An 11,578-nucleotide genomic window follows, 5' to 3' on the forward strand; every position below is an offset into this window, starting at 1 on the left:
GATCAGAACTTCGCGGTCGTGACGACGTAGAACGCCCGCCCCGGCGCGACCGCGACGAACGGCGTCGCGCTGCGATAGAGCGTGTCGTAGTACAGCTTGTTGGTGAGGTTCAGCGCGGAGAGCTTGATGCTCCAATGCTGGTCGATCTTCTTCTCGACGAAGGCATCGAAGCGCCAGTAGCTCGGGATCAACGTGCCGGTGTTGGCGCCGAACGTGCCGCCGAAGACCTTCGAGCGGAACACCGCCTGGCCACCGACCTCCCAATCGCCGTCGAACTTGTACTTGGAGAGCAGGCTGAACGACTGATGCGCGATGTTGGCAAGCGGCAGGCCGACATTGCCCGCCACGCCGCTCTTCGTCACCTGCGACTGCATCAGCACGATGCCGCCGAACATGCTCCAGCGATCTGTGATATTGCCGCTGGCTTCGATATCGATACCTCGGATCCGGTACGCGGCTCCCGACGTCAGCGTGGTGCCGACGGTCTCGCGGGCATTGTCCTTGTCGGTCTGGAACAGCGCGCCGCTCACCAGCAGGTGACGGTCGAACAGCTCCCACTTGGTACCAACCTCCGCGGCCTTGTTGCGCTCGGGACCGAGCACCACGCCGCCCGGCACGGCACCGCCGTAGTCCGCCGCGGTGCCGTCGAGTTCGGAGCCGAACGGATTGGTCGAGGTCGCGTAGGCAGCATAGAGGCTGCCGATCGGCACGGGCTTGAAGACGATGCCGCCGTTGTAGTTGACGAAATCCGAGTTGACGGTGCTCGATTTCGCAGCAGTCGATGACGTGAGGTCGTAGCCATCATACCGCACGCCGCCGTTCACGATGATCTTGTCATCCCAATTCGCAGTATCGAGGACATAGACTGCCTTGCTGTCGACATTGTAGCGCGTCGGATCGCCGCCGAGGACTGGCACGGTGGTGAACGGGATGAACGTATAGCCCGGCGCAAAGATCGACTGACCCGACAAGGCGCCGTTGCTGGCGAACGCGCCGGCACCGTTGAATTCCGACGCCAGCCCGGTGTAGCGGCCGATCCCGACGCGCTCGTTGGAGACTTCGAGACCGACCACGGCCGTGTGCTTGACCGATCCGGTATCGAACTTGAAGGTGGCGTCTTCCTGGTTGGCCCAGACATCGACCCACTGGTTGCGGCTCTGCGCGCTCGCGGTGAACTTCCAGTTTGCCGGATTGGCATCTGTCGTGACCGGCGATTGCGGCAGCGTGCCGATATAGGCCAGCGTTGACTGCTCACCGCGGGTCCGGCTGCTCAGCGTGATGTTGTCGGTGGGCTTGTATTCGAGCGCGAGCGTGCCGAAATCCTGGCGCGCGGTCTGCCAGTCGCGGTTGACGAACCCGTACCAGTTCGTGCGCGGGATGCCGGCCTCGGTGACCGGCACGTTGCCCTGTTTGTAGTAGGGCACGCCGAAGTCCGGCAGTCCGCTGAGGTCCGTATGGACGTAGTTCGTGGTGAGCTTGAAGTCGGTGGTCGGCGAGTACTTCGTCGAGATGAAGGTGCCCCAGCGATTGTCGGTAACGTAGTCGCGGCCGGCAACGCCGGCATCCTGGAACATGCCGCCGGTGCGCACCGAGAAGGTCGGATTGATCACCTTGTTGGTGTCGATCGTCACGCGCTTGGTCCGGTCGGTGCCGAAGGTGGTTTCAGCATTGGTGAAGTTATAGTCGGCGGCCTGCTTGGTCACGATGTTGATGGCGCCGCCGGCGGTGCCGCGGCCGGCGTAGGACGAGGCCGGGCCGCGCAATATCTCGATCTGCTCGGTGAAGAAGTTTTCGCGAATCGAGACCGCGGGATCGCGGATGCCGTCGACGAACACGTCGTTGCGCGCATCGAAGCCGCGGATGAAGAAGCGGTCGCCGAACGCGTTGCCCCCCTCGCCCGAGCCCAACGTCACGCCGGCGGTGGAGCGCCCGATCTCCTTAAGCGTAGTCATGTTCTTGTCGGCCATCACTTCCTTGCTGAGCACGGTGATGGTCTTCGGCGTGTTGAGCAGCGGCTCGGGAAACTTTCCCGATGCCTGAACGCGATCGACCTTGTAGGGCGCGGCCGGATCGGCATAGGGGTTGCGGTCGGCCGGCAGACCGCCGGCGTTGGGATACGGCACCGGCGCCTGCGCCGTCTGCTGACGCTGGGCGGCGCGCCGGAGCGCGTTGCGCGCGCGAATCTGCTCTGCGGACGGCTTTGAAGCGGCGGGGCGCGGACGTTCGACCGGTGCGTCGACCGAGACCGGCGGCAGATTCGATTACTGCGCCTCCGCCGTACCAGAGAACGACGCCACCGCGATCAGGCCGGCCACCGCCGACACCGCCTTCGCCGATCCGCCGTCAAACCTGTCATCCACCAACTCGACTGCTGCGAACGAACGCAGCGACTTCGGTGCTACTACCTGCCCCATTTCAACACGCCCCAATTTTCAAATCGCTCGTGTCCCACATGCGACGAGCGTTGGGGGTTGGTTATCGGCCGCAAAAAGTCGGGTCAACGCAAAGCGGCTGCGATTACGCTTGAATTGCTCCAGATCAAAACGATTCTAAATCGTTGTTTGAAATCGTTCTAAACGCTGGTTTGTAAACGTTCTAAATTGCCTGAAAAACAGCACTCTTCTGCACGCGCGTCGCACGCAATCGCATCAATCGCTGCTCGGCGGCTTCATCAGCGAAAACAACTCATCGACGGTCTGCCGCGCCACCGATCGCACACGATCGCTGTTGTCGAGGCCGGCGATGTTGACGCCGTTGACGACCGCTCTGATCTCGTCGCGGAAGTCGGTGAGGAAGGCGAGAGGATCGCGCTGCTCGTTGGCGACGCGTGCGATCAGTCCAGTGATCAGAATCTGACACGCGATCATCTTGCCGTTCAATTCGTCCATCATGCGCTCCCGAATGTGCTGGCGCTGATATGACGACGTGTATCCCCTGACAACCGAAACGCTGCGTGCGCAATTTAGAACCGTTCGACAGCGGAGTCTGTACGTATCGGAAATGCTGCCGGTCGTGCTCGGTCAACGAGCATGACCAAACCTATGCACGCTGATCGATTTGCGCCCGGCGGTATCCATTCCGAGGGGCCTTCGGAATGGCCCGCAAAGCTTTCCAATTGTTTAGGATTCTCAACCGAAGTGCTGTTTACAGTGGAACTTGGCGTGTATTATACCTGCACGTGCCGAACGCTTTCAAAGACCCATAATTTTAATCCCTTTGGGCAGGCGAGCCAACACGAAGCCGACATGAAGAAGTCACGGCCGATCCTCTGGATTTCGATCATCGCAGCCGTGGCCCTGGCGGGCTATTTTGGCTGGCAACGCTACCTCTCTCCTGATGCGGCAAAGACTCAGACCGCGCAAAAGGGCCCGCCCCGCGCGCCCCCCGTGCCGGTTAGCGTGTCGCCGGTCCAGAAAGCTGACTTCCCGGTCTATCTGACCGGGCTCGGCACGGTTCAGGGGTTTAACACCGTGCAAGTACGGACGCGGGTCGACGGCCAGATCGACAAGATCGCCTTCACCGAAGGCCAGATCGTCAAGCAGGGCGAGTTGCTGGTCTCGATCGATCCCCGGCCGTATCAGGCCACGCTCGATCAAGCCAAGGCCAAGAAGGCGCAGGACGAGGCGAACCTCGCCAACGCCAATCTCGAGCTTCAGCGCTCGATGAAACTCGGCGATTTCGCGACCGCGCAGCGGGTCGATACCCAACGCTCCACCGTCGCCCAGCTCACCGCGCAGATCGCGGCCGACGAAGCCGCCATTTCCAACGCGCAAACCCAGCTCGACTACACCCAGATCACGGCGCCGTTCACCGGCGTTGCCGGCTTGCGCCAGGTCGATGTCGGCAACATCGTCAATGCATCGAGCCAGACCGCGATGGTAACCATCGCGCAAATCGAGCCGATCACGGTGATCTTCACCGCGCCCGAGGAGCAGCTGCCCTATATCAGCGAGAGCCAGAAGATCGCCCCGCTCAAGGTCATCGCGCTCACCACCGACGGCAAGAAGACGCTCGCCGAAGGCCAGCTCTCCGTCGTCAACAACCAGGTCGACACGACGAGCGGGACTATCCGGCTGAAGGCGGTGTTCGACAACAAGGGGCGGACGCTGTGGCCTGGGCAGTCGGTCTCGACACGTCTCCTGATCCGGACCGTAAAGGATGCCACCGTCGTGCCTGACGATGCGGTCCAGCATTCGACCAACGGGCTCTATGCCTATACGGTCAGCCAGGAGAACAAGGCCGAGCTTCGCAAGGTCAAGGTGAGTTACTCCATCGACGGCCGTTCGGTGATCGAGGAAGGGCTTAGCCCGGGACAACAGGTCATCACCGGCGGCTCGTTCAGGGTGCAGCCCGGCAGCCTGGTCTCGACGGCGGTCGCAAGCTCCGATCCCGGCCAGAGCAAGGTCCGACAGGAATGAACGGCGGCGGAATTTCAGCACCTTTCATTCGTTATCCCATCGGCACCTCGCTGCTGATGGCGGGCATCCTCTTCGTCGGCCTCGTCGCCTACCCGCTGCTGCCGGTCGCCCCCCTGCCCCAAGTCGACTTCCCGACCATCCAGATCACGGCGAACCTGCCCGGCGGCAGCCCGGAGACGATGGCCTCCTCGGTGGCGCAGCCGCTGGAGCGCCAGTTCGCCCAGATCCCGGGCATCGCCCAGATGACCTCGACGAGCTATCTGGGTACCGCCTCGATCACAATCCAGTTCGACCTCAACCGCAGCATCGACGGCGCGGCCAACGACGTTCAGGGCGCGATCAACGCGGCCAGCGGCCAGTTGCCGAAAAACCTGCCGTCGCCGCCGACCTATCGCAAGGTGAACCCGGCGGACTCGCCGATCCTGTTGCTATCGGCCACCTCCGACACGCTGCCACTGACCACCGTCAGCGACGCCGTCGACGCCCAGCTCGCGCAGCAAATCAGCCAGATCTCCGGCGTGGCGCAGGTCTTCATCGGCGGCCAGCAGAAGCCGGCCATCCGCGTCCAGATCGATCCGGCAAAACTCGTCGCCAAGGGCCTGTCGCTGGAGGACGTGCGCAGCCAGATCGCCATCACCACCGTCGACAGCCCCAAGGGCAACATCGACGGCGAGCGGCGCGCCTACACGATCTACGCCAACGACCAGCTCACCCAGTCCAAGGACTGGAACGACGTCATCATCGCCTATCGCAATGGCGGGCCGTTGCGCATCCGCGACATCGGTCAGGCGGTGACCGGTCCCGAGGACGCCAAGCAGGCGGCCTGGGCCAACGGCAAGCGCGGCGTCTTTCTGGTGATATTCAAGCAGCCGGGCGCCAACGTCATCGAGACCGTCGACAGGATCAAGGCCACCCTGCCCCGGTTGGTCGCCGCGATCCCGCCCGCGATCAAGATCGAGCTGATCAGCGACCGCACCCAGACCATCCGCGCCGCGGTCGAGGACGTTCAGTTCACCCTGCTGCTGACCATCGCGCTCGTGGTCATGGTTATCTTCATCTTCCTGCGCAGCTTCTGGGCAACCGTGATTCCGACGGTGACCGTGCCGCTGGCGCTGCTCGGCGCATGCGCGCTGATGTGGCTGGTCGGCTATACGCTCGACAATCTGTCGCTGATGGCGCTCACCATCGCGGTCGGCTTCGTGGTCGACGACGCCATCGTCATGCTCGAAAACATCACGCGCTATGTCGAGCAGGGCGAATCGCCGATGGCCGCCGCTTACAAGGGCGCCAAGGAAATCGGCTTCACCATCGTCTCCATCAGCGTGTCGCTGGTTGCGGTGCTGATTCCGCTGCTGCTGATGGGCGGCATCATCGGGCGCCTGTTCCGCGAATTCGCGGTGGTGCTGGCGATGACCATCTTCGTCTCCATGATCGTGTCGCTGACTCTCACCCCGATGATGGCCTCGCGCTTCCTGCGCGCCCATGGCGAGGTCAAGCATGGCCGCTTCTATGCGTGGAGCGAGCGTGGCTTCGACGCGATGCTGCGCGGCTACGAACACGTCCTCGACATCGCGATGAGCTGGCGGCGGATCACGCTGCTCATCTTCTTCGCGACGCTCGGCCTGTCGGTCTACCTCTTCATCCTGATCCCCAAGGGATTCTTCCCGCAGCAGGACAACGGCCTGATCACCGCGACGTCCGAGGCTTCACAGGACATCTCCTTCGCCGAGATGAAGAAGAAGCAGGAGGCGCTGGGCAAGATCGTGATGGCCGATCCTGACGTCGCCACCGTTGCGATGGCGATCGGCGGCAGCGGCCGCGCCGGCAACAATGGCAATTTGTTCATCACCCTGAAGCCGCGCAACCAGCGCGACGCATCCGCCCAGCAGATCATCGCGCGGCTGCGCCCCAAGCTCGAGAAGGTCGAAGGCGCCCGCCTCTACATGCAGGCGGCGCAGGACGTTCGGCTCGGCGGCCGGCCGACCCGCACCCAGTTCGAGTTCACGTTGCAGGACGCCGACCTCGGCGAGCTGAACGAGTGGGCGCCAAAGATCCTCGCCAAGATGCAGACGCTGCCGCAACTGCGCGACGTCGCCACCGATCAGCAGACCCAGGGCACAACACTTCAACTCAGGATCAACCGCGACACCGCCGCCCGCTACGGCATCCAACCGCAGGTGATCGACGACACGCTGTACGACGCCTTCGGCCAGCGCCAGGTTACGCAGTATTTCACCCAGCTCAACACCTACAAGATCATCCTGGAGATCCTGCCCGAATTGCAGGGCAATCTCGATACGCTGAACAAGCTCTATGTGAAGTCGCCGCTGACCGGCGAGCAGGTCCCGCTGTCGACCTTCGCGAGCTGGACGACCGATCCGGTCCGCCCGCTCTCGATCAGCCACCAGGGCCAGTTCCCCGCGATCACCATCAGCTTCAACCTCGCGCAGGGCGTGGCGCTCGGCCAGGCGACCGAAGCCGTGCAGAAGGCGATGGCCGATCTCGGCGCGCCCGCCACGCTCAATTCGAGCTTCCAGGGCACCGCGCAGGCGTTCCAGCAGTCGCTCGGCACCGTGCCGCTCCTGATCCTCGCAGCCCTCGTCGTGGTCTATCTGATCCTCGGCATCCTCTACGAGAGCTACATCCACCCGATCACGATTCTCTCGACGCTGCCCTCGGCCGGCGTCGGCGCGCTCGCGATCCTGATGGCGGCCGGCTTCGACTTCAGCCTGATCGCGCTGATCGGCATCATCCTGCTGATCGGCATCGTGAAGAAGAACGGCATCATGATGGTCGACTTCGCCATCGCCGCCGAGCGCGACCAGCACAAGACGCCCGAGGAATCGATCCGCCAGGCTGCGATCCTGCGCTTCCGCCCGATCATGATGACGACGATGGCCGCCCTGCTCGGCGGCGTGCCGCTGATGCTCGGACACGGCACCGGCGCCGAGATCCGCCAGCCGCTCGGCTACGCCATGGTTGGCGGCCTCATCGTCAGCCAGGCGCTAACCCTGTTCACCACGCCGGTGGTCTATCTCTATCTCGATGAGCTCAACAACTGGTTCTCGAGCTGGGGCCGCGACGCCGACGGTTCCGGGCACGAGACGGCCGAGCACGGCACGGTCAAGGAAGCCGCCGAGTAGTTTTGGCACGAGTAGTCTTGGCAATCTTGCCCCTCCACCAATCATCGTTCGGGCCAACCACATGCAATCCAGATTTGCAGCTCTCATCGCTTCGCTCCTGCTCGTCACCGGCGCCGCGCACGCCCAGAGCACGAAGCAGAAGGCGGCACCCGCGACGCCCGCTCCCGCTGCGCAGCAGCAAGGTGAAGCCACGCCACCGCCGCAGCCCGGCTGGGCCGCGCGCTGCTCCAGCGTCAGCCGCGACGCGCCGCTCGAATGCGCGATCGAGCAGAATGCGGTGCTGACCAAGACCGGTCAGCTCATCGTGCTCATCAACATCCGCGTGCCCGCCGACAGCCGCGTGCCCGTCGCGCTCGTGCAGTTGCCGCTGGGCCTCAATCTGCCGGCCGGCGCAAAACTGCAGGTCGACGAGGGCAAGGCGATCGACCTCCAGATCCAGACCTGCGAGAACCGCGGCTGCTACGCCTCGACGCCGATCTCGGCCGAGCTGCTTGCAAGCATGAAGTCCGGCAAGCAGTTGAAGGTGTCCTTCCAGAACATGGCCAAGGAGACCATCGCCATTCCGATGTCGCTGACCGACTTTGCGGCGGCCTACGACAAGATCAAGTAGGTCCCTCCCCGATTCACTGCCGCGCCATCTGCGCGTTGCCGACGGCCTCGCCGTCGAGTTTCTGGTCGTTGTGCATGGTGACGTTCACCCGCAACAGCCGTCCCTTGAACTCGAACGGCGCCTCGTAGTGCGACACCGGGCTGCCGCGGTCGCGGCCGATGTCGAGCCCGGACCAAGAGATCAGCGTGTGGAAGCCGAGCTGCGTCTGCAGCGATCCGGCCGCCTCGCCGTCGATCAGCAGCGTGTATTCAGACACGCCGGTGCGTGAGCCTTTTGCCGGCGGCTCCTTGCGCACGAGGCGCTCGACATGGACACCGAGCCGGCGCGCGCCCGGCGGCACCATGCGGTTCGACGAGACGATCTGGTGACTGCCGCCGATGTTGAGATCGTGCACCAGCAGCCCGTCCTTGACGTAGAGGCTGTAGCCCGAGGTGGCGTCGCCATGGGCGATCAGCACGCCATCCGCGCCGACCTCGTCGATCTCGACATGCGCCTCGATCGTGTAGCTGCGGCTGCGCACGTCAGGCGCGACGTCGGTCGGTACATGGCCCATGCCGGCGTGGAACGTAAAACTGTGGCGCGCGCCGTGGAAGCGCGCGGCGTTCTCCGCAAAGCGCGGACCGAAGCGATCGTCGAGCGGAAGCACCTGATGCTTTTCGGCTTCCGTCCACCACAGGCCGATCATCTCGCTCAGGCGCTGCGGCTCCTTTGCGGCGAGGTCGTCGGTCTCCGAGAAATCACGATCGAGATGGAACAGCTCCCATTTGTCGTTCTCGAACGGCGTGCCCGGCGGATGAAATGCGACCGCCTTCCAACCGCGATGCCAGAGCCCGCGATGGCCGAACATCTCGAAATATTGCGGCGAGCTCTTTGAGGGCGCAGATACCTCCGTGATCGAGCGCGCAAAGCTCTCGCCTTCCAGCGGCATCTGCGGGCAGCCCGCGATCTGCCTGGGCGCTTCGATGCCGATCAGCTCCAGCAGCGTCGGCGTCAGGTCGCAGGCGTGGACGAACTGATGGCGCAACTCGCCCTTCGCCGGAATCCGCTTCGGCCAGTTGATGACGAAGGGATCGCGGATCCCGCCGCCATGGGTGTTCTGCTTGTAGCGGCGCAGCGGTGTGTTCGACGCCATCGCCCAGCCATGCGGGAAATTGCTGTGGGTGTCGGGGCCACCGATGTCCTCGATGCGTGCAAGCTTTTCCGCGATCGGCTCCGGCTTAAAGTTGAAGGGACCCATCGCGTTGACGAAGCCGAGCGGCCCGCCCTCCTGGCTCGCGCCATTGTCCGACATCACGATGACGACGGTGTTGTCGCGAACGCCTGATGTCTCCAGGAACGCAACGAGGCGCGCCAGATGACGATCGGAATGGTCGAGCATGCCGGCAAATGCAGCCTGCAGCCGCGTGAACACGCGGCGCTCGTCGGCGGAATGCTCCTCCCAGGCCTTCACGCCGTCATTGCGCGCCGGCATCCGGGTCTCCGGCGGCACCAAGCCCATCGCCTTCTGCCGCGCCAGCCGCTGCTCGCGCTCGACGTCCCAGCCGTGCGCGAAGGCGGCGTCGTAGCTCCTGATGATGTCGGCCGGCGCTTGATGCGGCGCATGGCAGGCGCCGAGCGCGACCCAGGTCAGCCACGGGATATCCGGCCGATCTGCGACGTGATCGCCGATGAAGCGGATCGCCTGGTCGACGAGATCTTCCGTGAGATGATAGCCGTCGGCATAGGTGCCGGGAGGATCGATATGCGTGTTGTCGGAGACGAGCTCGGGCGCATATTGATCGGTCTCGGCATCGAGGAAGCCGTAAAAGCGGTCGAAGCCGCGGCCGAGCGGCCAGCCATCGAACGGGCCGGTGGCGCCGCTCTCGGTCAGTGGGGTGACGTGCCATTTGCCGATCATGTAGTTGCGATAGCCGTGGCCGCGCAGCATCTCCGCAAGCGTCCCCGCCTCGCGCGCGATCTTGCCGCGATAGCCGGGATAGCCGGAATCGAAATTGGCAAGACAGCCGACGCCGACCGAATGATGGTTGCGCCCCGTGAGCAATGCTGCGCGCGTGGTCGAGCACATCGCGGTGGTGTGGAAGCCCGAATAGCGCAGCCCTTCGGCCGCGAGGCGATCGATGGTCGGCGTCTTGATCGCCGAGCCGTAGCAGCCGAAATCGGAGAAGCCGACGTCGTCGAATAGCACGATCAGGATGTTCGGCGCACCCGCGGGCGGTTTTGCCGCCTCCGGCCACCAGGGTTTCGAGTCCGCAACCGTCTTGCCGACGGTGCCGCCAAACGGCTTGCCGCTGCCTACGCTCATGTGATCCTCCCTGACCAGCCTTGCGGACCGCCGCGGTTGACCCGCGGCTCGCCCTGCCAGCCCTCGCGGGCCGCCTTGCTCAAAATCATAATCCGAATTATGATTATGGTTTAGGAGCGATGCAAGCACGAATGCGGCCATTGTCGGAGCTAGCGGGAGTTGGCGATGTCGACCTGCCCGGCGTCACGCCGTCGCGCCAGAAGCGCAGCCGGGAGACGACGTTTGCGCTGCTGGAGGCCGGCGCCGAGCTGCTGCGCACGCGAAGCCTTGCCGAGCTCTCCATCGAAGCGCTCTGCAACAAAGTCGGTGTCACCGTCGGCGCCTTCTACAGCCGCTTCGAGAGCAAGGAAGCCTATTTCAACGCGCTGATGGCGCTTGCCGCACGCGACGGCGAGCAGCGGCTCTCCGACATGGCGCGCGGTTCTCTCGGCGAAGCCTCGCTCGACAAGATCTGCCACATCATCGTGACCGGCATCGTGGCCTGGATCCGCAGCCACGAAGGCGTATTGCGGGCAGCGCTTCAGCACGACGACACCCGCCCCGACAAATGGACCACGTTCAAGGCGCTGGCGCGCGCGACCACCGAGCGCTCCACTCCTCTCCTGCTGCCCGCCATGGGCAAGGGCCGCACCGCCGCCAAGACGAAGACGATCGCCTTCTGCTTCCAGATCGTGCTGGGCACGCTGGTCAACGCGATCCTCAACGATCCCGGCCCGCTCTCGCTCCATGCCAAGGAGATGGAGACCCGGCTTGCCGATTGCTTGCTGTTGATGCTTCAAGCCGAGATCAATCATCCGACGCCGAGATAGGCCTTTTGAACTTGCGGATCCTGGGCCAGGGCCGCAGCCGTGCCCGACAGCACGCTCTTGCCGACCTGGAGCACGGTCGCGAAATCGGAGACTTCGAGCGCGAGTTCGATCGACTGCTCGGCGAGCAGAATAGTCAGGCCTTCGCGATGCAGGCGGCCAAAGGTTTCGTACATGGATTCGACGACGGTCGGTGCCAGGCCCAGCGACGGCTCGTCCAGCATCAACAGCTTCGGATCGCTCATCAGCGCGCGACCGACCGCGAGCATCTGCCGCTCACCGCCGGACATGGTGCCGGC

Annotated in this window: 7 protein-coding genes and 1 pseudogene; 4 read left to right on the plus strand and 4 right to left on the minus strand. The window is 64.1% G+C overall.

What is annotated here, in order from left to right; all coding sequences use genetic code 11:
• Window positions 1–2: 2 nt before the first annotated feature.
• Together C2U70_RS06510 and C2U70_RS06515 are read right to left on the minus strand one after the other, a co-directional pair.
• Window positions 3–2,414, minus strand: a pseudogene (locus C2U70_RS06510) (TonB-dependent receptor).
• A gap of 234 nt (window positions 2,415–2,648) precedes the next feature.
• Window positions 2,649–2,888, minus strand: a complete 240-nt coding sequence (locus tag C2U70_RS06515) for a hypothetical protein (RefSeq protein WP_140977170.1) — start codon at window positions 2,886–2,888, stop codon at window positions 2,649–2,651.
• A gap of 357 nt (window positions 2,889–3,245) precedes the next feature.
• Between C2U70_RS06515 and C2U70_RS06520 the strand changes: the two genes are divergently transcribed.
• The 3 genes from C2U70_RS06520 to C2U70_RS06530 all read left to right on the plus strand — a co-directional run bounded on the left by C2U70_RS06520 (window position 3,246) and on the right by C2U70_RS06530 (window position 8,171).
• On the plus strand, window positions 3,246–4,418 hold the full coding sequence (locus tag C2U70_RS06520) for an efflux RND transporter periplasmic adaptor subunit (protein WP_140977171.1): 1,173 nt from the start codon (window positions 3,246–3,248) through the stop codon (window positions 4,416–4,418).
• Window positions 4,415–7,561 (plus strand): multidrug efflux RND transporter permease subunit, encoded by a 3,147-nt coding sequence (locus C2U70_RS06525; protein WP_140977173.1) that lies wholly within the window; start codon window positions 4,415–4,417, stop codon window positions 7,559–7,561. Before C2U70_RS06520 ends, C2U70_RS06525 begins: the two co-directional genes overlap by 4 nt.
• A 61-nt stretch (window positions 7,562–7,622) precedes the next feature.
• A complete protein-coding gene (locus C2U70_RS06530) occupies window positions 7,623–8,171 on the plus strand; it encodes an invasion associated locus B family protein (protein ID WP_140977175.1) in 549 nt (182 codons plus the stop codon).
• A gap of 13 nt (window positions 8,172–8,184) precedes the next feature.
• On the opposite strand, the gene C2U70_RS06535 is transcribed toward C2U70_RS06530, so the two are convergent.
• Complete coding sequence (locus tag C2U70_RS06535; RefSeq protein WP_140977177.1) at window positions 8,185–10,473, minus strand: arylsulfatase; 2,289 nt, start codon at window positions 10,471–10,473, stop codon at window positions 8,185–8,187.
• Between the two features lie 131 nt (window positions 10,474–10,604).
• On the opposite strand from C2U70_RS06535, the gene C2U70_RS06540 reads away from it, so the two are divergent.
• The gene (locus C2U70_RS06540) at window positions 10,605–11,282 is read left to right on the plus strand and encodes a TetR/AcrR family transcriptional regulator (protein ID WP_246666677.1); all 678 of its coding nucleotides are present in this window, start codon (window positions 10,605–10,607) and stop codon (window positions 11,280–11,282) included.
• Here C2U70_RS06540 and C2U70_RS06545 read toward each other — a convergent pair.
• Window positions 11,264–11,578 (minus strand): ATP-binding cassette domain-containing protein (locus tag C2U70_RS06545; protein WP_140977180.1); only part of this gene is annotated, 315 nt, incomplete at its 5' end. The two genes, C2U70_RS06540 and C2U70_RS06545, sit on opposite strands and share 19 nt — an antisense overlap.

This window comes from Bradyrhizobium guangdongense (genome assembly GCF_006483445.1).
Classification (GTDB): Bacteria; Pseudomonadota; Alphaproteobacteria; order Rhizobiales; family Xanthobacteraceae; genus Bradyrhizobium; species Bradyrhizobium guangdongense_A.